Below are 21743 nucleotides of genomic sequence, written 5' to 3'. Positions count from 1 at the left end.
CATGGCGCTGATCGACTACCCGCCGAACTGGAACGGCATTGTCGAAAAAGCCAAGAAGGTCGACAAGATCAACCCGGACGCGATCAGCCGGGCGGGGCAGCAGTTCAGCGACGCCGCGAAGCGTGCGGGCGACCACGGCCAAGAGTTGACAAATACTACGAAGTCGTTGGCAGGCGGAGTGTGGGAAGGCCCGGCGGCGGACTCCTTCCTTGACTACGTCACGCAGATCACTACGGCGGGTGCCAAGGTGCAGGGGCATCTTGACGAGGTCGGCAAGGACCTCACCCAGCTGTCGAGCGACCTCGGCGGGATCAAGAGCAAGGTCACCGAGGCCTTCAACACCGCCAAGACGAACATCGACAACCGCATCAAGACCGAGTCGGACAAAGCGCAGAAGACGCAGGCGGCCGAGGCGGCGTACGCCAACGATAAGTCGGACAAGAAGGGCCCGCCGCCCAGCCCGACGTCGGCGAAAATCATCTCCGACGCGAACGAGGCGAACCAGAAGGACGCGACCGCGGCCGAGCAGACCATCGACCCGCTGCTGAAGCAGGCCGATGACATGGTCAAGAAGTCGCAGGATCTGATGAAGACCCAGATCGAGGGCGGCTACTCCAAGGTCCCGCTGCCCAACTCCGACGGCACCATCCCGCAGAGCACCGGCGGTCTGCACACCGGACACGGCGGCGGGGGTGGCGGCGGAGGCGGTCACCACGGCGGCGGTGGCGGCGGTGCGTCCGGTGGCGGCGGCGGTCTCGGCCCGAGCGGCGGTCCGCCCTCCTCGCCTCCGCCCGGCAACGTTCAGCAGTGGATCCAGGAAGCGATCAAGGCATTGCAGGCCGCGGGCGTGAACGTGACCGACGCGGACATCAAGAACATCTGGGCGATCATCCAGCACGAGTCCGGCGGCAATCCGAACGCGATCAACAACTGGGATTCGAACGCCGCGGCCGGGCATCCGTCCAAGGGCCTGATGCAGTGCATCGACTCGACGTTCAACGCGCACAAGCTGCCGGGGCACGACAACATCTACAACCCGGTCGACAACATCATCGCCGGCGTGCGGTACTCGCTCGACCGGTACGGCTCGATGTCCAACGTCCCGGGCATCGCGGCGATGGCGCACGGCGGTGCGTACCGCGGTTACTGACGGCACACCCCGCACGCGGTTCCGCCGGTTAGCCTGGCCGCATGGTCGACATCGGTGCTTTCGGCGGGCCCGCGTTGCGGGCAGGCGTGCCTCCTTTTCACGTGATGGACGTGCTGTCCGCGGCACAGGCCCGGCAGCGCAGCCACGGCGACCTGATTTCGCTGGCCGCCGGGCAGCCGTCCGTGCCCGCTCCGGCGGCGGTGCTGCGAGCGGCGCAGGAAGCACTGAGCCGGCACACCCTCGGCTACACCGAGCAGCTCGGCATTCCTGAGCTGCGCGAAGCCGTCGCCGGGCATTACCGGCGCACGTACGACATCGACGTGTCCGCCTCCGACGTGGTCATGACCACCGGTTCGTCCGGTGGGTTTCTGCTGTCGTTCCTCAGCGCGTTCGACCCCGGCGCGCGGGTCGCGATGGCTCGCCCGGGCTACCCGGCGTACCGGAATCTGCTGAACGTCCTCGGCTGCGAGGTCGTCGAGTTCGCGACCACGTCCGAGACGAATTTCCAGCCGACCGTCGAGCAGCTCGACCGGCTCGGGCCGATCGACGGGCTGATCGTCGCGAGTCCCAGCAACCCCACCGGGACCGTGCTGCCGCCGGGCGAGCTGGCGGCGATCTCCGGCTGGTGCGCCTCGCACGGCGTGCAGCTGATCAGCGACGAGATCTACCACGGCATCTCGTACGGCAAGCAGCTCGATTGCGCCTGGCAGTACGGCCGGGAAGCGCTGGTGCTCGGGTCGTTCTCGAAGTATTTCGCGATGACCGGCTGGCGGCTCGGCTGGATGCTGGTGCCGCAGCGGCTGCACCGCGCGGTCGACGTCCTGACCGGCAATTTCACCATCTGCCCGCCCGCTGTTTCGCAGTACGCGGCGGTCGCGGCCTTCACGCCGGAGTCCTACGCCGAAGCGGACGCGCACGTCGAGCACTACCGCCGCAACCGCGACCTGCTCTTCGCCGGGCTCCGCGAGATCGGCCTCGACAAGCTCGCCCCGGCCGACGGCGCGTTCTACGCCTACGCCGACGTCTCCGAGCACACCACCGACAGCCTGAGCTGGTGCCAGCGGCTGCTCGCCGACACCGGCCTCGCGATCACCCCGGGTATCGACTTCGACCCGGTCGACGGCGGCCGTTACGTGCGGTTTTCCTTCGCGGGCGCGACCGAGGACGTGACCGAGGGGCTGCGTCGGCTGGGCGGCTGGCTGGGGTGAAACCGGTCAGGGGAACCCGGAGATCTCTGGCCATCGGCCGCTGACCTGCTGGTGCGTCGAGGCAGCGTGGTTCCGCCCCGCGGGCTTGAGCGGTCCGGTCAGCCGTGCTGCTCGGGCCAGTCCCATTCGAGCCCGTACCGCCCGGCGCGCAGTCCGAGCATGACGGCGTGCGTGTTGGCCGATTCGCCGATGCGCACAGGTCGTTCGGTCGGGGTCGGATCGCTGAACGGACGGCGGACCTCCCGGCAGCGGACCGGGACGGCACCGGGGCCGAACCGGGCCTCGATCAGGAATTCCTGGATGGGCAGCCGGAAACTGGCGGTCCAGCCGTTGTCGGACGGCTGTCCAGGCTCGGGGTACAACTCGATCTCGTATTCGAGGACCACGGTTTCGCCGCGGCGAAGCGCACTGTCGAAGAGCAGTTCGTTGATCATCAGGTGCTTCTCTTCGCTCACCGACTGGCGGCCCAGCCTGCAGTTGTACGTCGGGATGAGCGTTGGCCGCCTGCGGGAGCCCGGGGAGAGCTCCAGCAGGTTGAGGTCCTGGCTGATGCCGTCCTGTTCGGCCAGCAGGACGTGCCGGTAGCTGATCCGGTGCACAGCCCGGTCGGAGTCGAGGTGGCAGCGCAGGTGCAAGCTGATCCGGCGCAGTCCGTTCTGCGGTGCGATGTCGGCGTCGGTCATCAGCGCCGACAGGCCACTGGAGTCCAGCCACTGCTCGTCGGGCGCGGCGGACTCCTCGGCGGCGACTTGCCTGCCCCTCGGCCGGGGCGGCCCCAGCCTGCCGGACAGCCTGCCCATCGGCAGTTCGAGGACGTTCTCGAGTTGGCGCACTGCTTCTATCGACCGGCGCTGTTCGGGCTGGCGGCTGCCGGACTGCCAGTTGCTCAGCGTCGCCAGGCTGACCCGGCTCCCGCGCTCGGTCAGCCTGGCCCGGATGCGTTCCAGGGTGAGGCCGCTGGCATCGATCGCGCCGCGCAGCGTTTCGGCGAAGGACGGCCCGGCCAGGCCGAGGGAGTCAAAATTGTTCTGCTGATCGGGACTGTGCGCCGCGTTCGAATAATCGTGGAGCGTCAACGCGCGTCACCTCCGCTGCGGCTCCCTGTGCCGGTGGCACCTTCCCTCGTTCGGAACCCTATCGAGTGAAAGGGGCTAGACAAAGGTAACGACGAGCGATCGGGAGGAACGTCGTATTTGTTCCGCCCGACCGCTGGTCGCTATTATGCCCGATTAAGGTGAACTATCTGAAATTGTTGATTCTTACTTGGTGAAGGCGGCGGTGCCCTTCGGGGTGCCCAGCCCGGTCGGGCCGTCCCAGCCGGTGCCCGCGTTGCACCACTGCTTGGTGTCGCAGCTGCCGTTGCTGCCCGAGGTGACGTCGGTCAGCTGGTCGGTGTGCGACCACGGGTACTGGGCGGGCCAGTCCTGCGCACCGGGGGTGCCGGCGTCGGCGTAGACGCTCGCGATGATCGGTGACGAAGCACTGGTGCCGCCGACGACCTGCCAACCGCTCTGCTGGAAGGTGTCATACACCGCGACACCGGTGGCCGGGTCGGCGACCGCGGAGACGTCCGCGATGGCCTTCTTGTCGCAGCCGGTCGCGGCGGTCTGGAAAGCGGGCTTCGCCGCATAGCTGGAGCAACCCGAGCCCGCGCCCTTCCATGCCGTCTCGGTGTACGAGCCGCCGCTGCTCTTCAGGGTCGTGCCGCCGACGCCGACGGCGTACGGGGAGGACGCCGGCCAGCTCGCGCCGTAGCCGTTGTCACCGCTGGACGCGGTGATCGCCACGCCGGGGTGCTTGAAGTGCGCGTCGCCCGCGCCGCCCTCGGACTCGTCGCCGCCCCAGCTGTTGGAGACGAACTTCGCGCCGAGCTTGACCGCGGTGTCCACCGCTTTGCCCAGGTCGTCGGTGCTGGCCTGATTGGCCTCGACCACGAGGATCTTGGCGTTCGGCGCGGTCGCCGCGATCATGTCGACGTCCAGCGCGGTCTCGACGGCCCAGTCCGGGTCGGCGGCCGGCAGCGGGCTCTCTTGGCCGTCTTCATTCACGATCTGCACGTCGCCCGCGGGTAATCCGAACTGCTTGCGGTAGGCGGCCAAATCTGCTTTGAGAGAGGGATAATCGCCGGACTCGGTGACGGCGATAGTCTGGCCCGCGCCGCCGTCGGCCTTCAGCTGATAGGCGGCTTGCAGCTCAGCGGGGCCGTAGCCGGAGGGGGCGGCGCCGGGAGCGCGCCGGGCCTGCTTGATGTCGGTGCGCACCTGTGCGAAGCAGGACATGTGGCCTGCCGCGCGCACCTGCGCACAGGCGTTTTTCACCGTCGGACCACCGGTGGCCGCGGGGGCGGCGGAGAACTGCTGCGCGGTGGCAGTTCCACCGGTGGTAAGGGCGAGCGCGACGGCGAAGGCACCGCCTGCGATCAATTTCTTGCGCATTGATTTTGCTCCCGACTCAGTGGTGAATAATTCACCATCAATAATTGGTCCGGGGCGCCGAGTGAACAACGGGCCGATAGTAGGTGCCTTTCAACGGACAGCCGGAAAGCCGTAAAAACTGCGTTCCGTGATATCTCGGCCAGTGCCCGGCCGGTCCGATGACCAAGGGGGCCAGGTCGCTCTGCCGCCGCGCGGGCGGCACTGGTCACGGCGCTGGGTTCGGGCACTCGAGCCGGACCCGCCGGACGAGACGACCAGGAAAGCCGGCTCAGGGGGAACCCGGAGATCCCCCTGAACGTTGGGCTGGCGTAGAGAGTTTCCGTCGCACGGATGGCACGCTGGAGGGCACCGGGCCGACGTGGCGCGGAAACGGCATCGGAGGAGCCATGTTCTGGAAGATCGTCGGAGCGCTCGTCGTGGCCTGGATCGCCTTCATGGTGGTCGGGTCTGTGATCGGCTTCCTGTTCAAGGCCGTGCTGTGGATCGGCATCATCGGCGGGGTGCTGTTCCTGGGCACCGCGGCCTACGGGGCGATCACCGGGAAGAAGCAGTCGAAGCGGATCACCCGCTGACCGGCGCCGAACCATACTGAGGCACCCGACGGCTCCCGCACCGAGAAAGTGCGGGAGCCGTTCGCGGTTCAGGCCAGTGCTGCGCGGGCGGCCTCGGCGCCGTCCCACAGGTGTGCGCGGATGCCGACCGCACGGGCACCGTCGACGTTGACCTGGCGGTCGTCGAAGAACAGGCACTCGTCCGGTTTCGCACCCAGTTTGTCCAGCAGCAGCTGGAAAATCTCGGCGTCCGGCTTCGCGACCTTCACGTCGCCGGAGAACAGCGTGTGCTTGAACAGTTTCGCCCACTCCTGCTCGCGCACCCAGACGCCGAACGCCGATGGCGCGTTCGAGAGCAGCGCGAGCGAGGCTCCGGCGTCGGACAGCGACTGCAGCAGGTCCAGCGACCCCGGCGCGAGCTGTCCCCAGCCCGCGACGTCGAGCGCGGTCAGCTCCGCCGAGAGCGCGTCGTCCACCTTCGCGCCCACCCGGTCGCCGATCGACGTCCAGTACTCCAGGTCAGGACAGCCGCGGTCGTACGGGTCGCGCACGCTCCAGTACACCGGTTCGAACGTCTCGAGCGAGACGCCCATCGCGGCGGCCAGCTTCGGCACCGCGGCGGTGCGGACGCTGAGTACCTCGCCGTAGTCGAACACGATCCAGTTGGTCACCCAAGTCCCCCAGGGTTCAGGCACCGGTTTTGATCCGGCGCAGTGCTTCGTCGATGTCAGCGGACGACAGGTCGCGGTGCGTCACGAACCGGACCTTGCCCGCCATGGGCAGAGCCTGGATGCCGAGCGAGCCGAGCCAGTTCAGCGCGGTCGGCACGTCCGGCACCCCGGCGAGAACGATATTGGTGTCCGGCGTCCGCACGTCCCAGCCGTGTTCGGAGAGGCCGCCGGCCAGCCGTTTCGCGAACTCGTGCGTTTCGGCCAGTTCGTCGACGCGGTCCAGTGCGACCAGGCACGCGGCGGCGAGCACCCCGCCCTGACGCACGCCGCCGCCGAGCATCTGCCGCATCCGGCGGGCCTGCTCGACGAACTCGACGCTGCCCGCGACGACCGAGCCGACCGGCGCGCCGAGGCCCTTGCTGAAGCACGCCGACACCGAGTCCACGCCGACCGTCAGCGCGGCGGGCGGCACCTGCAACGCGACGGCCGCGTGCCAGATCCGCGCGCCGTCGAGGTGCACGGTGAGCCCGGCCTGCTTCGCGACGGACAGCAGTTGCGCGTGCTCGTCGGGCGGAGTGACCGCGCCGCCGGCCGCGTTGTGCGTGTTCTCCAGGCACAGCAGCGTGGTGCGGAGCGTGAAGTACGGGCCGGGGTTGCCGATCGCCGCTTCGAGCGTTTCCGGCAGGCACCGGCCGGGGCCCGCGTCGTGTTCGAGGATGTTCGGCATGCCGCCGGCCAGCCAGGCGGCCGAGCCGAGTTCGTTGACGAGCACGTGTGCGCCGCGGGTGGCGAGGAACCGGTCGCCGCGCTGGAGGTGGACGCTCAGCGCGATGAGATTCGCCATCGTCCCGCTCGGCGTCCACAGCGCCGCGGGCATCCCGAGCGTCTGCGCGGCCCGGCGTTCGAGTTCGGCGATGGTCGGGTCGGTGCCGATGACGTTGTCGTCGACCTCGGCCTCGGCCATGGCCGCGCGCATGATCGCGTCCGGGCGGGTGACGGTGTCGGAACGGAAGTCGATCAGCTGCCCAGTCATGGTCACAGTCCGATCACATCACACAGGTGGGCGCGGCATCAATGCGACGGGGGGTGGAACGTTTCCGGCCGGACGTGCAACCGTGGACGCCCCCGGATCCGTCCCTTCACCGGACATGGCCAGAGCGGAGCTGCAAAGCGCGTGGACCAGCGCGACGAACAGGAGTTCGCGGAGTACTTCGCCGCTAGGAGGGACGCCGTGCGCCGGACTGCCTATTTGATGTGCGGGGATTGGCACAAAGCCGACGACCTCGCGCAGACGGCGTTCGTCGCGTTGCACCGGAGGTGGAAGAAGATCAGAGACCGCGCGGCGACTGACGCGTACGTGCGCAAGACGCTCGTGCGCGCGGTCATCGACGAGTCCCGCCGTCCGTGGCGGCGGGAGCGGCAGACCGAGGTGCTGCCCGAACCTGTCGACGACAGTCCCGGGCTCGCCGAACGCGTCGCGACTCGCGAGGACCTGCTCGCGGCGCTGAAGGAAGTGCCGCCGAAGCAGCGGGCGGTGCTGGTACTGCGGTTCTTCGACGGACTGGACGTCGGGGCCGCGGCGACGGTGCTGGGCTGCAGCGAAGGCAACGTGAAGAGCCAGACGGCGCGCGGGCTGGCGAATCTGCGTCAGGTGCTGGAACGGGAGGTGGAGACCAATGGATGAGCGGGAAGCCGAGACGTTGTTCTCCGCCGTTCCTGGCGAGGTGCCGCCGCCGACGTTCTCGGTGGACGACGTGGTGCGCCGTTCGAAGCGCGAGACGCTGCGCCGGCGCAACCGGATCACTGCCGGCGCGGCGGCCGTGGTCGTGGCCGCCGGGTTCGGCACCTGGGGAATTGTGGGGATTTCGAGCGAGAAGTCCGATTCCAGCGCGAATTCCGTGGCCGCGCCGGTGCAACCCGGCGGGTCGGCGGCGCGTCCTTTCAGCAATGGGGATGACTTCCCGGGTCAGCCGTCTCGGCAGGGAGCCGGCGAAACCGGGAGGACCGGCCCTCGGGTCGAAGGCACCTCCGGGTGCGGACGGGTGGACTGGGAGCTCGCCACTGCCCTCGCTGGCGAGCTCCCAGGCCACTTGAATGCCGCGCAGGCTTCCCCAGGCAGCGTTTGTACGACGTCGTCGCGCGGTGCCGGGTTCCCGCTTCCGGACGGGATGATCGGCGCGGCGGTGTTCGCTCGCGGTGCCGCGGTGAACGTGCCCACGCAACCAGCCGGAGCCGTCACCGTGCGTCAGCAAACCGGCAGTGGCGGGACTCTCGTGCTGGTCAGCGTGCCAGGGACTTCCGGTCACCCAGCACCGTACGCAACCGACCTCGCGCGCTTCGCCGCTTCGCTGGCCACCCGGTTCTGATCGGCGGCTATCGGGGCGGCTGGCAGAATGACCGGACATGACGGCAGCAGCCACCACCCCCAAGGGCGAGCGACGACGGGCGGCGCTCGTCGAAGCCGCCGCTGAGCTGCTGGCCGAGGGCGGTTTCGACGCGGTCCGGCATCGCGCGGTCGCCGAGCGGGCTGGTCTGCCGCTGGCGTCCACGACGTATTACTTCGACTCGCTGGAAGAGCTCGTCACCGCCGCGGTGGAGCACCACGGGCAGACCGAGCTGGAGAACGGGCGACGGCAGCTCGACGACCTGACGACCCGGAACCGGGGCGTGCAGGCGACCGTGGAACTCGTGCTGGACATGCTGCTCGGCCCGCAGAGCGGCGATCCGGAAGCCGACGCCGAGGCGGTCCTGCTGCGCTACGAACGCCTGGTCGCGACCGGACGACGGCCGTACCTGCGCCCGTTGATGCGGACGCTGTCCCAGCAGCTCAACGAACTGCTGACGGAGATCTTCGCCCGTTCCGGGACGCCGGTGGCCAAGGACGAGCTGGACCGGCTGGTCGCTCTGGTCGACGGGGCCGTGGTCAACGCGCTCATCGCGGTCGACCCGGCTCCGCGCGCCGCGGCCGGGCGGATGCTGCGGACCGCGCTCGCCGAGTCCGTCCACTGAGGACAGTTACTCCGGATACGCCGCCGTGGCGCGGATTTCGATCAGCAAGCCCGGGCTGGCGAGCCCGCTGACGCCGATCATCGACCACGCCGGGTAAGGCAGGGCGGTCACGAGGCGCTTCTTGGCTTCCAGGAAACCGGGCAGGTGCTGGTGGATGTCGACGTGGTAGCTCGTGATGTCGACCAGCGCGGAGAGGCCGAGTCCTTCCAGGCAAAGGATTTCCTCGATCCGGCGGAGCGCGATCTCGGTCTGCTCCTCGATCGTTTCCGCGATCGCACCGTCCGGGCGGCGGCCGATCGTGCCCGCGATGAACAGGAGATTCCCCGCGCGAACGGCGGCTGAGTAGCCGAAGCGGGAGAAGGCGGACGCCCCGGACGGGCCGAAAACCTCGGAGTCCTCGGGGATTGTGACGGAGTGCATGTGGATCCCTTTCTCAGATGCCCCAGCGGGACGCACGGCTGGCGCGTTCCAGCCGGGTTTCGCCGTCGGCCTCACGCTCCCGCAGGAAATCTGCGGGAACAGACGGGACCGGCGCGTTCTTCGGGTTTTTCGCGGCCTGCGCGACGATCGCGTCGGTGAGCGAGCGGACCATCTCGAGCCGGGGGTAAGCGGCGTGGATCGCCGCACCCTGCTCGTCGGTGACGGCTTCGAGGTATTCGGCGCCGACCGGGCCGCCGAAGTCGACGGAGACCCCGGCGCGCACGAGCACGCACAGCGGGCCGCGGCGTTCCGCGATGCCCGCGGAGGTGTGCAGGGCGATGGCTTGCCAGACCTCGTCGGCGTCCGCGGCGGAAATCCCTTGCTTCGCGAGGAACCCGGCAGCCCGGTCGGCGCCTTCGACCTCGAATCGCTCCACGTGCGGGCCGTCCGGCGCGACGCCGATGTCGTGCATCACGCACGCGGCGAACAATAGATCGTCGTCGAAATCGGACTCGGCCAGCCGATCGGCGACCAGCCGCGCGAACAGGTAGCTACGGACGCTGTGGTTGAACACCGACTGCGATTCCAGCGGGCGGACGACGTCGAGAACGGCGTCCGCCAGCGGAGTCGCGGGCAGGGCGATCACCGGGTCCGGAAGGAGTTCGGTCATGCCTTCAAGGGTGGCTCGCAAGGCCCTGACCTGGTGAGTGGCAAGTTTGCCGGACTTCGATAGAATCTTGCCATGACGGTGCATCGGGTCGCGGTGCTGGCGCTCGACGGGGTCCTCCCGCTGGACCTCGCGATACCGGCGCAGGTGTTTCAGGCCCGGCCGCAAACCCGCTACGAGATGTCGCTGTGCGCGCTCGGTCCGACGGTTCCCACCAGCGCCGGGTTCGAGCTGGCCGCCGAAGGCGGGGTCGAGGAGCTGCGCGCGGCGGACACGGTGATCGTGCCGGGGTACGACCCGATCCGCGAGACGCCGGAAGCGGCGATCGAGCTCCTGGCCGAAGCCCGTGACCGGGGCCGGCGGGTGGTGTCCATCTGCACGGGTGCGTTCGCGCTGGCCGCGGCAGGAATTCTCGACGGTCTGCACGCCACGACGCATTGGGAATATATCGACGAATTCGAGCGGGAATATCCTTCGGTACAGGTCGACCGGGATGTGCTCTACGTCGACGAGGGCGACGTGCTCACCTCAGCAGGCGTGTGCTGCGGCATCGACCTGTGCCTGCACATCGTGCGCCGCGACCTGGGCGCCGCGGTCGCTAATCGGATCGCGCGCGGTCTGGTCGCTGCTCCGCATCGAGAAGGCGGGCAGGCCCAGTACGTGCCCGCGCCGCTCGCGGATGCGGGCGACGCTTCGCTGTCGGCTACGCGCGAATGGGCGTTGCAGCGACTGGACGAATCGCTCAGCATCCGCCTGCTCGCCCGGCACGCGGGGATGTCGCAGCGGACTTTCCTGCGCCGGTTCGCCGAGGAAACCGGGACGACGCCGTTGCAGTGGCTGCTCAACGCGCGTCTCGGCAAAGCACGCGAACTGCTGGAGACCACGGACTGTTCGGTGGACCGGGTCGCGCGAGACTGCGGATTGGGCACCCCGGCCAACCTGCGGCTGCACTTCCGGCGGACCCTCGGAACCACGCCGACTGCCTACCGCCGCGCGTTCACTTCCTGACCCGTCCGCTTCGCGTCGGCGGCGGATTTCACCAGCAGTTCCAGCATCGCGTTCTCCGCGCCGTCCGGGTCGTGTTCGGCGATGGCCTCCAGCACCCGGCGGTGACTCGGCACTGGATCGTCCGTGGGACCGGCGCTGTGGACGAGTTTGTCCCGCTCCGCCAAGCCGATCGCGATGACGCGTTCGATCTGGAGCAGGAAGTTGTTGTGCGCGGCGGTCAACAGTCCGCGGTGAAACGCGAGATCCGCTTCGACGCTCGCTTCCAGGTCCGGCGCGGCGACCATCGCGTCAAGCGCGGATTCGAGTGCGGCGAGGTCTTCGGCGGTCGCGCGTTCCGCAGCCATCCGTGCCGCCGCGGGTTCGACGACGGCGCGGACTTCGGCCAATTCGTCCAGCAGGCCGGCGTTTCCACGGGCGGTGGTTTGCCAGCGCATGACGTCGGCGTCGAGAAGCTGCCAGCTCTCGCGCGGCCGCACGTAAGTACCGTGCTTCTGCCGCGCCCCGATCATTCCCTTTGCTGCCAACACCTTCAGTGCTTCCCGCAGGGCGGTGAGGCTGATGTCCAGCTCCTCGCGCAACGCGGGAAGGTCCAGCACCATGTCCTCGTGCCATTCGCCGGACAGAATACGCGCGGCGAGCGTTTCCACGGTCTGTTCGTGCAGGCCGCGCGGGCGATGGTCGGTCACCGAAGCGGGAGCACGCACGTCGGGGAGCCGGTCGGGTAGTTGCGGACCTCCGCGTTCCCCAGGTCCTTCAACGGGAAAACGGAAATGACGTCGTCCCGGAAAGCGGCGGTGTAGCAGGTTCCGTCCGCGACCGCGAAATTCCACGGGTACGAGCCGCACGGCTGATCGGCCGTCGCGCGCAGCGGGGTTCCGGCGAACGACGTGATGCATTCCGGGCCGCGATTCGACAGGTAGATCCCGGATTCGAGGACTTCCAGGTGCGCCACCAGGGATTCGCCGCCTGCCGCTGTCGCCGGAGCCGCCGCGACGAACTCGAACGCTCCCGGCGAAGTCTCCCGCAGGGTAATCAGCTCACCGGACAATTCCCCGGCGACGTAAGCGATTCCGTCCGCGCCGCGCACGAGCTGCCGCGGTCCGGTTCCCGGCGGCAGCGACGAAACGGCCAGCGGAGTCAGCTTTCCTTTCGGCGACAGGGTGTAGCTGCGGATTTCGTCGGTGCCGAGGTCGACGGCGCTCACCACCGAACTGTCCGCCGACGACACCGCCATGTGGACGTGCGGACCGTCCTGCCGGTCGGCGCGCGGCCCGCTTCCGGTGTGCTGCACCAGGTCCGTGCGGCCGTCGATCCGGCCGTCCTCGCGCAAGGCGAACACGGCGAGGCTGCCGCCCCCGTAATTGGCGCACAACAGAAACCGGCCGTCCGGTGTCACCGCGAGGTGGCACGGGCTTGCCCCGCCGGATTCGACCACGTCGAGCGCGACCAGGCCGTCGGCGACCGAAACGGAGGTGATCTCGCCGTAGCTCGTCTCGTTGGTCGCGTACACCATCGGCAGCGCGGGATGCTGGGTCAGCCAGGTCGGCGACACCATCGGCAGCGTCGAATCCGCGATCAGTTCGCCGCCGGAGCGCCGGAAAACCGCGATTCCTGTGCCGTTCCCGCCGGTTTCGGCGGTACGGCAGCCGACGAGTACGACGTCGCTCACGAGCTCTCCCTCACCAATGCGGCCACTCGGGCCCGGATGTCCTCAGCGGATCCTCGGGTCAGCGCCGACCCGATCCCGCAGGCGACGGCGCCCGCGTCGAGCCAGCGTGGCACGTCCTCGGGAGCGATTCCACCCGTCGGCACGAGCGGGGCTTGCGGAAGCGCGGCGCGCACGTCCTTGATCCACTGCGGGCCGAGCGCGGACGCAGGGAAAACCTTTACGGCGTCAGCACCTTCCTCCATCGCGCGCACGATTTCGGTGACCGAACCGGTGCCGGGCAGCGCCGCGACGCCGTACCGATGAGCGGTACGCAAGACCTCGGTGTGCAGCGACGGGGACACGAGAAACTGGGCCCCTGCCCGGATCGCGGCCGTCGCGGACGACTCGTCGAGCACCGTGCCCGCCCCGATCGTCGCGTCCGGATACGCGGCGGCGAGTTCCTCGATCGCGACGAGCGCGCCCGCGTTGGTGAGCGGGACTTCGACCGACTTCAACCCGGCGTCGAGCACTGCCCGCGCGGCGGCGACGGCCGAGGCGGCGTCCGCCGTCCGCACGATTCCGACGACGCCCTGGCGCACCGCTTCGCGCGTGATCTCCCACCGGTATCCCATGGCGGCCAGCCTAGCAGGCAAATTATAAATTACTAATTATTCTTGCCGACCTTGGAGCGGTGCGGCATGCTGGCGAACCATGCGCACTGCCGTGGTGACTGGTGCGGCGTCCGGGATCGGAGCCGCGACCGCCCTTCAGCTCGAAGCCGACGGCTACCGGGTGATCGGCGTCGACCTCGCCCCGGTGCCGGGCGGCGTACGGGGCGATGTGACGGATGACGAGACCTGGCAACGAGTTCTCGACCTGGCGGGCGAGGTCGACGCGGTGGTCAGCAACGCGTACCTGCCGACTTTGGGCCCACTGCACGAAACCGATCGCGCGCAATGGCAACGACAGCTCGACGTGAACCTCACCGCGTCGTACCTGGCCGTCCGGACGTGCCTGCCTTCGCTGCGGTCTCGGCGCGGCTCAGTGGTGCTGGTTTCCTCGGTGCACGCGCGTTTCGGGCTGCCCGGACATCCGGCATACGCGGCCAGCAAAGGCGCGTTGGTATCTCTGGCGCGGCAATTGGCCGTCGAGTACGCGCCCGAGGTGCGGGTGAATTCGGTGCTTCCCGGTCCGGTCGAGACCGAGGCATGGGGCCGGATCAGCGTGGAGGATCGCGAACGCAGCACTCGCGCGACACCCGCCGGACGGCTCGGCGACCCGGCGGAGGTCGCCGCGGTGATCGCGTTCCTGCTCTCGCCCGCGGCGTCGTTCGTCACCGGAGCCGAGCTGACCGTCGACGGCGGCTGGTCGGCCGCGAAAGATTCCGCTTAGGAGACAAGGTGCAGATCACCGGGATCGAAACGTTTCTCGTCGCGCCGCGCTGGTTGTTCCTCAAAATCAGCACCGACGAGGGCATCACCGGCTGGGGCGAACCGGTCGTGGAAGGGCGCGCCGGAACCGTTCGCGCGGCTGTGCACGAGCTGGCCGAGCTGCTGGTCGGGAAGGATCCGCTGCGTATCGAGGACCACTGGCAGGTGCTTCGCCGCGGCGGCTTCTACCGCGGCGGTCCGGTGCTTTCCAGCGCGCTCGCCGGGTTCGACCAGGCGTTGTGGGACATCGCGGGCAAAGCCAGGAACGCGCCGGTGCACGAGCTGCTCGGCGGTCCGGTGCGCGACCGCGTGCGGGTGTATTCGTGGGTCGGCGGCGACCGTCCGTCGGGGATCTTCGACGCGGTGTCCGCGCAGGTCGAGCGGGGTTTCACCGCCGTGAAAATGAACGTCGCCGGTCCGCTCGGGCCGATCGCCACTCCGGCCGAAGCGAGTGCGGCGCTGGCCCGCGCCCGGGAGGCGAGGGAAGCGCTCGGACCCGACCGGGACCTGGCGATCGACTTCCACGGCCGCGTCTCGCCCGCGATGGCGCGCCGGCTGGTGAAGATGCTCGAAGAGGTACAGCCGATGTTCGTCGAGGAGCCGGTGCTGCCGGAACTGCCCGCTGACGTGGTCAAATCGGTGGTCGAGGCCTCGACGGTGCCGATCGCGCTCGGGGAACGGCTGTTCTCGCGCTGGGAGTTCAAACCCGTGCTCGACGCGGGTGTGGCCGTGGTGCAGCCGGATCCGTCGCACGCGGGCGGCATCTCGGAGCTGCGCCGGATCGCCGCGCTGGCCGAGGTGTACGGCGCGAATCTCGCCCCGCACTGCCCGCTCGGCCCGATCTCGCTGGCCGCCGCGCTGCAGGTGGCGTTCGCGACGCCGAACTTCCTCATCCAGGAGCAAAGCCTCGGCATGCACTACCACGACGGCCGCGAACCGGTCGCCTATCTCGCCGACGACGCGTTGTTCCGGTTCGCCGACGGCTACGCCGCGCGTCCGACCGCGCCCGGCCTCGGCATCGAGGTGGACGAGGCGGCGGTCCGCCGCGCCGACGAGACCGGGCACGCCTGGCGGTCGCCGGTGTGGCGGCTGCCCGACGGCAGCTTCACGGAGTGGTGACCGCAGCGCTGACCTGCGCAGGTATCGTGGCCGCGTGACGGACAAGCCCCGCATTCCGAACGTGCTCGCCGCCCGCTACGCCTCGCCTGAGCTGGTGGCGCTCTGGTCGCCCGAACGCAAGGTCGTGCTCGAGCGGCGGCTGTGGCTCGCCGTGCTGCGGGCTCAGGCCGAACTGGGCGTCGAGGTGCCCGACGGCGTCCTCGACGACTACGAGCGCGTGGTCGAGCAGGTCGACCTCGACTCGATCGCCGCGCGCGAACGCGTCACCCGGCACGACGTGAAGGCCCGGATCGAGGAGTTCAACGCCCTCGCCGGGCACGAGCACGTGCACAAGGGCATGACCTCGCGCGACCTCACCGAGAACGTCGAGCAGTTGCAGCAGCTGCGCTCGCTGGAGCTGGTCCGTGGCCGCGTCGCCGCGGTGCTGTCGAGGCTGGCCGCGCTCGCCGTCGAGCACTCCGACCTGGTGATGGCCGGCCGCTCGCACAACGTCGCCGCGCAGGCGACCACGCTCGGCAAGCGCTTCGCGACCGCCGCCGACGAGCTGCTCGTCGCGTTCTCGCGGCTGGACAACCTGATCGAGCGCTACCCGCTGCGCGGCATCAAGGGCCCGGTCGGCACCGCGCAGGACATGCTCGACCTGCTCGGCGACGAGTCCACTTTGGACCAGCTGGAATCCCGGATCGCCGAGCACCTCGGCTTCGGCAACCGGTTCGTCAGCGTCGGGCAGGTGTACCCGCGTTCGCTCGACTTCGACGTGCTGTCCACTGTGGTCCAGCTCGCCGCCGCGCCGTCCAGCCTCGCCAAGACGATCCGGCTGATGGCCGGGCACGAGCTGGTCACCGAGGGCTTCAAACCGGGCCAGGTCGGCTCGTCGGCCATGCCGCACAAGATGAACACCCGCTCGTGCGAGCGCGTGAACGGTCTCGCGGTGGTGTTGCGCGGTTACCTGTCGATGATCGGCGAACTGGCCGGCGACCAGTGGAACGAGGGCGACGTCTCGGATTCCGTGGTGCGCCGCGTCGCGCTGCCGGACGCGTTCTTCGCGCTCGACGGCCTGCTCGAAACCTTCCTCACCGTGCTCGGCGAATTCGGCGCGTTCCCGGCCGTCGTGGAGCGTGAGCTTGATCGCTATCTCCCGTTCCTCGCGACCACGAAGGTGCTCATGGCGTCGGTGCGCCGGGGCGTCGGGCGTGAGACGGCTCACGAGGCCATCAAGGAGAACGCCGTCGGGGTCGCCCTCGCGATGCGTGAACGCGGCGCGGAGAACGACCTCCTCGACCGGCTCGCGGCCGACGAACGCCTCCCGCTCGACCGCGCTGACCTGGACGAACTCCTCGCCGACCGGATCTCGTTCACCGGCGTCGCCCCGCGCCAGGTCGAAGAGGTCGCAGCGCGCGTCGAGGACGTGCTCAAGCGATTCCCGGAGGCCGCGGCGTACGCGCCGCAGCCGATTCTGTGAGTGCGCGCACGTCGTCCACGTGCTGAGACGGCATTACTCGATCGGGCGAAGCTTTTAGTCTTCGTGCCGAACCCGGAAGCGCCAGGCCGCCACCCCGCGGCCTGGCGCTTCTTGTCTGCGCACGCCGGATATTCAGGAAGAAGTCATGAGAAAGATCCTCAGCACGCTCGCCGTCGTAGTCGCCGCCACCGCGGGCCTTACGGCGTGCGGATCCTCGGACGCTTCCGGGGAGACCCTGCGCGTCGGCACCCTCACCGACGCCCCGCCCAGCATCTACCTCGAAAACGGCCAGTTCACCGGGTACGACAACGAACTGCTGCGGGACATCGCCAAGCGCGAGGGCTTCAAGGTCGACTTCGTCGGCACCGAGTTCTCCAGCCTGCTCGCGAAGGTGGCCGGCGGTCAGCTCGACATCGGCAGCTCAACGATCTCCGCGACCGCCGCGCGCAAGAAGACCGTGGCGTTCAGCAACGGCTACGACACCAGCTACACGACCGTCGTCAGCAAGAAGGGCGCCGCGCTGCCCGCCGCTAACTCCTTCGCGGGCAAGCGGGTCGGCGTCGTGCAGGGTTCGGTGCAGGACGAGTTCGCCGGCAAGCTCGCCGGTGCGCAGGTTGTCCGGTTCCCGGACTACAACGCCGGTTTCGCGCAGCTGAAGACCGGCGGTCTCGACGGCTGGGTCGTGCCCAAGGACATCGGCCAGAAGTACATCGACCAGAACCCGACGATTCCGCTCGAATTCGGCTACACCGTCGCGGACAAGGACACCCCGTCGGCTTTCGCGGTCGCCAAGTCGAACCCCGAGCTGCTGAAGAAGATCAACGACGGACTGGCCAAGGCGATCGCCGACGGCACCGCGGCCCGGCTGCACGCGCAGTTCTTCAAGGAGGCGCCGGTCGCGAAGGAGCTGGAGAAGGGCGGCCCCGGCCTCCCGGTGGCGAACTCCTGATGCCCAGGCACACTGGTGGCATGAAGAAACTGATCGTCACCGCCTTCGCGGCGGCACTGGTCGCCGGTCTCACCGCGTGCGGTGGCGACGCGGGCGAGACCCTGCGAGTCGGGACGCTGAGCGATTCCCGGCCCAACGCGTACCAGGAAAACGGCGAATTCACCGGCTTCGACAACGCGTTGCTGAAGGATATCGCCGCGAAAGAGGGCCTGAAGCTGGAATTCGTGGCGACCGATTTCTCGGCACTGCTCGGCAGCGTCGCGAACGGCCGGTTCGACATCGGCAGCTCGGCGATCGCGCAGACCGACGAGCGCAAGAAGACGGTGGCGTTCAGCGATCCGTACAACTACCAGTCGCTCGGCATCGAAGCGAAGGCGAGCGCGGGCATCAGTGACGAGAACTCGTTGACCGGCAAGCGGATCGGCGTGGTGCAGGGCACGGTGTCAGACACCTGGCTCGCCGCGAACGCGCCGAAAGCGCAGGTGGTCCGGTTCCCGAACGACGCGGCGGCGCTGAGCGCGCTGAAGTCCTCGGCGATCGACGGCGCGGTGTTCGACCAGGTGTCCGCGGAGGACTACGCGACCAAGAACCCCGAGCTGAAGGTCACGAAGGCGATCACGACCAGCATCCCGCACGGATACGCGGTGCGGAAGGGCAACACCGAACTGCTGGGCAAGCTGAACGACGGCATCAAGAAGGCCGTCGCGGACGGCACCTGGGCGAAGGTGCACCAGCAGTTCGAGCCGAGCATTCCGGTTCCCGCGGATTTCAAGACGAAGTAGCCTGATGGATCAGTTTTTCGACACTTTCCTGAACTGGCAGTACATCTGGGAGGTTTTCCCGGACCTGCTCAAGACCGGCCTGCTGAACACCCTGATCCTTTCGGTGGCGGCGGCTGTCATCGGGACCCTGCTCGGCATGGTGCTCGCGGTGATGGGCCTGTCCGCGAAACGCTGGCTGCGCTGGCCGGCGCGGGTGTACACGGACATTTTCCGTGGGCTGCCCGCGATCCTGACCATCCTGGTGATCGGTCAGGGCGTCGGCCTGCTCGCCCGCAATGTGGTGGGCAACAACCCGTACCCGCTGGGCATCGCCGCGCTGAGCCTGATCGCCGCCGCGTACATCGGCGAGATCTTCCGGGCGGGCATCCAGAGCGTCGACAAAGGACAGCTGGAGGCGAGCCGCGCGCTCGGCATGAGCTACTCCAAGGCGATGCTGCTGGTGGTGATCCCGCAGGGCGTTCGGCGGGTGCTGCCCGCGCTGGTGAACCAGTTCATCGCGCTGGTGAAGGACTCGACCCTGGTGTACTTCCTCGGTTTCCTTACCTCGCAACGAGAACTGTTCAGGATTGGCCAGGACCTCGCGGCCAACACGGGCAACTTGTCGCCGCTGGTGGCCGCCGGTGCCGTCTACCTGGTGATCACGGTTCCGCTGACGCACCTGGTGAACTACATCGACAAGCGGCTGCAAACCGGCCGCAAGGTGACAGCGGAGAACAACGAAATGCTCGCGGGCGGAGCGGCGATATGAGCACGGCGATTCGTTCTTCTTCGGTGGAACTGAAGGACATCCACGTTCGTTTCGGGACGCTGGAGGTGCTGCGCGGGGTGAACCTGAAGGTGCCCAGCGGCAGCACCACGTGCGTGATCGGCCCGTCCGGTTCCGGCAAGTCCACTTTGCTGCGCTGTGTGAACCGCTTGCAGGAGCCCGACAGCGGTGATTTGCTGCTGGACGGGGAGAGCGTTATCGCCTCGGATCCGGACGCGCTGCGCCAGCGGGTCGGGATGGTTTTCCAGCACTTCAACCTTTTCGGGCATCGTTCGGTGCTGGACAACATCGTGCTGCCGCTGCGCAGCGTGCGCGGTCTGTCCAAAGAGGACGCGGCCGAGGTCGCCCGGACGCGCCTGGCGGAAGTCGGGCTCGCGGACAAGGCCCCGTACCGCCCGGCTGCGCTGTCCGGCGGCCAGCAGCAGCGGGTGGCGATCGCTCGTGCGCTGGCGATGGAACCGGAAGTGATGCTCTTCGACGAGGCCACGAGTGCGCTGGACCCGGAGTTGGTCAAGGGCGTCCTGGACCTGATGGCTGGGTTGGCTTCGCGGGGTCTCACGTTGATCGTGGTGACGCACGAGATGGGGTTTGCCCGGAGCGTGGCCGACGAGGTCGCGTTCATGGACGCTGGCCGGATCGTGGAGCAGGGGACGCCGGAGCAGGTGTTCGAGGCACCGGCTAGCCCTCGGTTGCAGCAGTTTTTGTCACAGGTGTTGTGATCGGCTGACCGCCCTAACGCCCGGCGACGGCCCGGCGTGCGATGCCGAGGTCGGCGAGGGAACCCTGGGGGAATCTGATTCCGTCGGGGTTCCCCGCACGGACTTTCGCGGGAACGCGGCCCCAGCGGGATGGCTGCGGCGCCCGGTCCCCTTCGGACGAGCAGGTACCGTGAACCCCATGGGGACGATCTCGCGGCTCACGTACTACCCGGTCAAAGGCTGTGCCGGCACGACCGTCCAGTCCGCCGACGTGACCCCGGCCGGTCTCGCGCACGACCGCGAGTTCATCGTCGCCGCGGCCGACGGCGACTTCCGAAGCCAGCGCCGCTTCCCGGTCATGGCCGCAATCCGGCCCCGCCTCCTGGACGGCGGCGCTCGCCTCGCCCTGTCCGCGCCCGGCATCGAAGACCTGACCATCGAGGTCCAGAAGGACGGCCAACGCCACCCCGCGTCCACCTTCACCTGGACCGGCGAGGGCGTCCACCAGGGCGCCGACGCCGCTGAGTGGTTCTCCACCGTGGTCGGCCAGCCGTCCGTGTTGCTCGGCGTCACCCCGGAGCATGACCGCGTCACGAGCGGTGAGACCGCTGGCACCGCGCGGTTCGCCGATGGCCACGCGATCCTCGTCATCTCCGAGTCCTCTTTGGACCACCTCAACGAACGCATCGCCGAGCGCGGCGGCGAACCCGTGCCCATGGACCGGTTCCGGCCCAATCTCGTGATCCGCGGCTGGGCGGAACCGCACGCCGAGGATTCGGTGCGCCGGATGGAAGCTGGCGGAGCCGAGTTCGCCTACGCGAAGCTGTGCGTCCGCTGCGCGGTGCCGATGGTCGATCAGGAAACCGGCAAGCGGTCCGGCCCGGAGCCGATTCGCTCGCTCGCGGCGTACCACCGCGACCCGGCGGGCGGCGTCCTCTTCGGCATGAAGGCGGCAGTGACCCGGCCCGGTCAGCTGGCGGTCGGCGACGAGGTGATGGTGCATTCCTCGGTCGGCCCGATCCGCAGCACCGAAGCCGCCGAACCGCCGTTGACCGCGACGGCCAGCTTGCCCGCCGAGTCGGTGTAGACGAGGTTCGCGCCCCGCGGCACGTCGGCGAAGGTCCGGCCGATCGTGGCGGGCACCGCGACGTGCTCGCTGTGCACGGTCACCGCACCGGTCAACCCGGTCAGTTCGAGGTCGGCGGGGGTGGCGGCGAGCTGGACGTTGCCGAAGTGGTCGACCGTCAGCACGTCCGACACGAGCTTGCCCGGGAACGCCGCGACCAGCGGTTCCGGCAGTCGCACCAGGTCGCGGATGGCGGGGCCGAAGGAACCGGGGTGTGCGCCCATCGCGATCCGCGCGGCGGTCGGCGCGAAGATGTCGCGGCCGTGAAAGGTCGCGGACGTCGGGGTGCGCACGTCGATCACGTACGCCGCGTACACGCCGCCTAGTGCCTCTGCGGCGGGTAGGAGCAGGCCGTTGTCCGGGCCGACCAGGATGCCGTGCGTCGCGACCACCACGATGCCGCGGCGCTCAGTGCCGACGCCTGGGTCGACGACAGCGAGGTGTACTGCCTTAGGCAGCGACGGCACGGTCTGCGCGAGCACTGCCGCGCCTGAGCGCACCTGCTGCGGCGGGACGAGGTGAGTCACGTCGAGAACGCGTACGTCGGGCGCGATGCCGGCGATGACCCCGTGGCAAGCGGCCACGAAGCCGTCGTGCAGCCCGTAGTCGGAGGTGAACGAAATCCAGCGGTAGGCCATGACCTG

25 protein-coding genes are annotated in these 21743 nt (G+C 68.9%); 15 read left to right on the top strand and 10 right to left on the bottom strand.

The window, feature by feature from the left end; genetic code table 11:
* Position 1: 1 nt before the first annotated feature.
* Positions 2–1150: a transglycosylase SLT domain-containing protein gene (locus H4281_RS21795; protein ID WP_182892787.1), complete on the top strand. Its 1149-nt coding sequence runs from the start codon at positions 2–4 to the stop codon at positions 1148–1150.
* A gap of 41 nt (positions 1151–1191) precedes the next feature.
* On the top strand, positions 1192–2358 hold the full coding sequence (locus H4281_RS21790) for a pyridoxal phosphate-dependent aminotransferase (RefSeq protein WP_182892786.1): 1167 nt from the start codon (positions 1192–1194) through the stop codon (positions 2356–2358).
* A gap of 98 nt (positions 2359–2456) precedes the next feature.
* Here H4281_RS21790 and H4281_RS21785 read toward each other — a convergent pair whose 3' ends face one another.
* A complete protein-coding gene (locus H4281_RS21785; RefSeq protein WP_182892785.1) occupies positions 2457–3434 on the bottom strand; it encodes a hypothetical protein in 978 nt (325 codons plus the stop codon).
* A gap of 183 nt (positions 3435–3617) precedes the next feature.
* On the bottom strand, positions 3618–4793 hold the full coding sequence (locus H4281_RS21780; protein WP_182892784.1) for a S53 family peptidase: 1176 nt from the start codon (positions 4791–4793) through the stop codon (positions 3618–3620).
* A 386-nt stretch (positions 4794–5179) separates the two neighbouring features.
* Here H4281_RS21780 and H4281_RS21775 point away from each other — a divergent pair, with 386 nt between their 5' ends.
* The gene (locus H4281_RS21775; protein ID WP_182892783.1) at positions 5180–5365 is read left to right on the top strand and encodes a hypothetical protein; all 186 of its coding nucleotides are present in this window, start codon (positions 5180–5182) and stop codon (positions 5363–5365) included.
* 68 nt (positions 5366–5433) lie between these two features.
* On the opposite strand, the gene H4281_RS21770 is transcribed toward H4281_RS21775, so the two are convergent.
* Together H4281_RS21770 and H4281_RS21765 are read right to left on the bottom strand one after the other, a co-directional pair.
* Complete coding sequence (locus tag H4281_RS21770; protein ID WP_182892782.1) at positions 5434–6015, bottom strand: HAD family hydrolase; 582 nt, start codon at positions 6013–6015, stop codon at positions 5434–5436.
* Between the two features lie 16 nt (positions 6016–6031).
* Positions 6032–7048, bottom strand: coding sequence for a threonine aldolase family protein (locus tag H4281_RS21765; RefSeq protein ID WP_182892781.1), 1017 nt, complete (start codon positions 7046–7048; stop codon positions 6032–6034).
* Positions 7049–7189: 141 nt separating this feature from the next.
* On the opposite strand from H4281_RS21765, the gene H4281_RS21760 reads away from it, so the two are divergent.
* Genes H4281_RS21760 through H4281_RS21750 form a run of 3 tightly spaced genes read left to right on the top strand, consistent with a single transcriptional unit; the run spans position 7190 to position 9024 of the window.
* Entirely contained in the window at positions 7190–7699 is a 510-nt protein-coding gene (locus H4281_RS21760; RefSeq protein WP_182892780.1) for a SigE family RNA polymerase sigma factor, read from the top strand.
* Positions 7692–8381, top strand: coding sequence for a hypothetical protein (locus H4281_RS21755; RefSeq protein ID WP_182892779.1), 690 nt, complete (start codon positions 7692–7694; stop codon positions 8379–8381). Before H4281_RS21760 ends, H4281_RS21755 begins: the two co-directional genes overlap by 8 nt.
* A gap of 37 nt (positions 8382–8418) precedes the next feature.
* Entirely contained in the window at positions 8419–9024 is a 606-nt protein-coding gene (locus H4281_RS21750; RefSeq protein ID WP_182892778.1) for a TetR/AcrR family transcriptional regulator, read from the top strand.
* Positions 9025–9030: 6 nt separating this feature from the next.
* Here the strand turns inward: H4281_RS21750 and H4281_RS21745 are convergent, their stop codons facing one another.
* Positions 9031–9444: a RidA family protein gene (locus H4281_RS21745; RefSeq protein ID WP_220507600.1), complete on the bottom strand. Its 414-nt coding sequence runs from the start codon at positions 9442–9444 to the stop codon at positions 9031–9033.
* Between the two features lie 13 nt (positions 9445–9457).
* On the bottom strand, positions 9458–10114 hold the full coding sequence (locus H4281_RS21740; RefSeq protein ID WP_220507599.1) for an HD domain-containing protein: 657 nt from the start codon (positions 10112–10114) through the stop codon (positions 9458–9460).
* Positions 10115–10186: 72 nt separating this feature from the next.
* On the opposite strand from H4281_RS21740, the gene H4281_RS21735 reads away from it, so the two are divergent.
* Entirely contained in the window at positions 10187–11119 is a 933-nt protein-coding gene (locus H4281_RS21735; RefSeq protein ID WP_182892776.1) for a GlxA family transcriptional regulator, read from the top strand.
* Here H4281_RS21735 and H4281_RS21730 read toward each other — a convergent pair.
* Genes H4281_RS21730 through H4281_RS21720 form a run of 3 tightly spaced genes read right to left on the bottom strand, consistent with a single transcriptional unit; the run spans position 11095 to position 13399 of the window.
* Positions 11095–11805 carry a FadR/GntR family transcriptional regulator gene (locus tag H4281_RS21730; RefSeq protein ID WP_182892775.1) on the bottom strand — a complete coding sequence of 237 codons (711 nt, stop codon included), beginning with the start codon at positions 11803–11805 and terminating at the stop codon, positions 11095–11097. The two genes, H4281_RS21735 and H4281_RS21730, sit on opposite strands and share 25 nt — an antisense overlap.
* Positions 11802–12788, bottom strand: coding sequence for a lactonase family protein (locus H4281_RS21725; RefSeq protein WP_182892774.1), 987 nt, complete (start codon positions 12786–12788; stop codon positions 11802–11804). The genes H4281_RS21730 and H4281_RS21725 overlap by 4 nt, the downstream gene beginning before the upstream one ends.
* Positions 12785–13399, bottom strand: a complete 615-nt coding sequence (locus H4281_RS21720; RefSeq protein WP_182892773.1) for a bifunctional 4-hydroxy-2-oxoglutarate aldolase/2-dehydro-3-deoxy-phosphogluconate aldolase — start codon at positions 13397–13399, stop codon at positions 12785–12787. The genes H4281_RS21725 and H4281_RS21720 overlap by 4 nt, the downstream gene beginning before the upstream one ends.
* A gap of 79 nt (positions 13400–13478) precedes the next feature.
* On the opposite strand from H4281_RS21720, the gene H4281_RS21715 reads away from it, so the two are divergent.
* The 8 genes from H4281_RS21715 (at position 13479) to H4281_RS21680 (ending at position 21060) form a co-directional block, all read left to right on the top strand.
* Entirely contained in the window at positions 13479–14159 is a 681-nt protein-coding gene (locus H4281_RS21715; protein ID WP_182892772.1) for an SDR family NAD(P)-dependent oxidoreductase, read from the top strand.
* A gap of 8 nt (positions 14160–14167) precedes the next feature.
* Positions 14168–15316, top strand: coding sequence for a galactonate dehydratase (dgoD, locus tag H4281_RS21710; protein WP_182892771.1), 1149 nt, complete (start codon positions 14168–14170; stop codon positions 15314–15316).
* 34 nt (positions 15317–15350) lie between these two features.
* Positions 15351–16778 (top strand): adenylosuccinate lyase, encoded by a 1428-nt coding sequence (purB, locus tag H4281_RS21705; protein ID WP_182892770.1) that lies wholly within the window; start codon positions 15351–15353, stop codon positions 16776–16778.
* Between the two features lie 145 nt (positions 16779–16923).
* Positions 16924–17727: a substrate-binding periplasmic protein gene (locus H4281_RS21700; protein WP_182892769.1), complete on the top strand. Its 804-nt coding sequence runs from the start codon at positions 16924–16926 to the stop codon at positions 17725–17727.
* 20 nt (positions 17728–17747) lie between these two features.
* Positions 17748–18509 (top strand): ABC transporter substrate-binding protein, encoded by a 762-nt coding sequence (locus H4281_RS21695; protein WP_182892768.1) that lies wholly within the window; start codon positions 17748–17750, stop codon positions 18507–18509.
* A gap of 4 nt (positions 18510–18513) precedes the next feature.
* Positions 18514–19257: an amino acid ABC transporter permease gene (locus H4281_RS21690; protein WP_182892767.1), complete on the top strand. Its 744-nt coding sequence runs from the start codon at positions 18514–18516 to the stop codon at positions 19255–19257.
* Positions 19254–19994, top strand: a complete 741-nt coding sequence (locus H4281_RS21685) for an amino acid ABC transporter ATP-binding protein (protein ID WP_182892766.1) — start codon at positions 19254–19256, stop codon at positions 19992–19994. The genes H4281_RS21690 and H4281_RS21685 overlap by 4 nt, the downstream gene beginning before the upstream one ends.
* A gap of 178 nt (positions 19995–20172) precedes the next feature.
* On the top strand, positions 20173–21060 hold the full coding sequence (locus tag H4281_RS21680; RefSeq protein WP_182892765.1) for an MOSC domain-containing protein: 888 nt from the start codon (positions 20173–20175) through the stop codon (positions 21058–21060).
* Here H4281_RS21680 and H4281_RS21675 read toward each other — a convergent pair.
* Positions 20943–21737 (bottom strand): SAM hydrolase/SAM-dependent halogenase family protein, encoded by a 795-nt coding sequence (locus tag H4281_RS21675; RefSeq protein WP_182892764.1) that lies wholly within the window; start codon positions 21735–21737, stop codon positions 20943–20945. The genes H4281_RS21680 and H4281_RS21675 overlap by 118 nt on opposite strands.
* Positions 21738–21743: the final 6 nt, after the last annotated feature.

Source organism: Amycolatopsis dendrobii (genome assembly GCF_014145675.1).
Lineage (GTDB): Bacteria > Actinomycetota > Actinomycetes > Mycobacteriales > Pseudonocardiaceae > Amycolatopsis > Amycolatopsis dendrobii.
This window is presented reverse-complemented; position numbering and strand designations above follow the sequence as displayed.